Origin of the sequence: Citrobacter sp. TBCS-14, from assembly GCF_005280805.1 — a bacterium.
Taxonomy (GTDB): Bacteria; Pseudomonadota; Gammaproteobacteria; order Enterobacterales; family Enterobacteriaceae; genus Citrobacter; species Citrobacter gillenii.
The window spans coordinates 1-244 of record NZ_SZWM01001159.1 but is presented as its reverse complement, the minus strand read 5'-3'; the positions used below and the strand labels follow the sequence as shown (position 1 = coordinate 244).

Annotated in this window: 1 protein-coding gene; it reads right to left on the bottom strand. The window is 48.0% G+C overall.

Translation table 11 applies throughout. The annotated features are described in order from the left end of the window. Positions 1-244: NAD-dependent epimerase/dehydratase family protein (locus FDX22_RS32120; protein WP_255433067.1), on the bottom strand; the 244-nt coding region annotated here is incomplete at both ends.

The window sequence follows — 244 nt, the reverse complement described above, 5'->3', positions numbered from 1 at the left end:
ACCTCATTGTCTAACTCCATCACATGGATGCTTGCTGCCGCCATATCATCGACATGCAAAAATTCACGCATGGGTTTTCCACTACCCCAAACCTCAACATACTTGTCATCCCGTTGGGTGGCTTCATGAAAACGACGCAATAGCGCAGGGATCACATGGGAATTATCTTTATGGAAATTGTCGTTAGGTCCATACAGGTTCGTCGGCATCACTGAACGGTAATCCCGGCGATGCTGCCGGTTAT